Source organism: Shewanella sp. AC91-MNA-CIBAN-0169 (genome assembly GCF_040310165.1).
Classification (GTDB): domain Bacteria; phylum Pseudomonadota; class Gammaproteobacteria; order Enterobacterales; family Shewanellaceae; genus Shewanella.
Window position 1 is genome coordinate 1 of sequence record NZ_JBEOPM010000127.1, and the last position, 267, is coordinate 267.

The following is a 267-nucleotide window of genomic DNA, read 5'->3' on the forward strand; positions in this document are numbered from 1 at the left end:
TCCTTATACCCTCGCCATACGGATTCAACTAAAATAAAATCAGGTTTAAATATCTTAAATAACTGAAACCAGTTTTTATCTTTGATTTGAAAAATCTTTACAGAACTTTCGTCCAATGCCAAAGAGGTTAGCTCGTCGCTTATTAAAGCTATTCTAGGTTCTTTAGAGGCATTGAATAGACGTTTCATTTTTTACACCTACTAAACAGAATAGCTAAGACTATATCTTTTTATGTATAAAAATCATATAATCTTAGCTAATTAATAT

At 29.2% G+C, this 267-nt stretch carries 1 protein-coding gene; it reads right to left on the reverse strand.

Annotated elements, in window-relative coordinates; genetic code table 11:
- Window positions 1–188: hypothetical protein (locus AAEY98_RS22395; protein WP_351019799.1), on the reverse strand; the 188-nt coding region annotated here is incomplete at its 3' end.
- Window positions 189–267 lie beyond the last annotated feature (79 nt).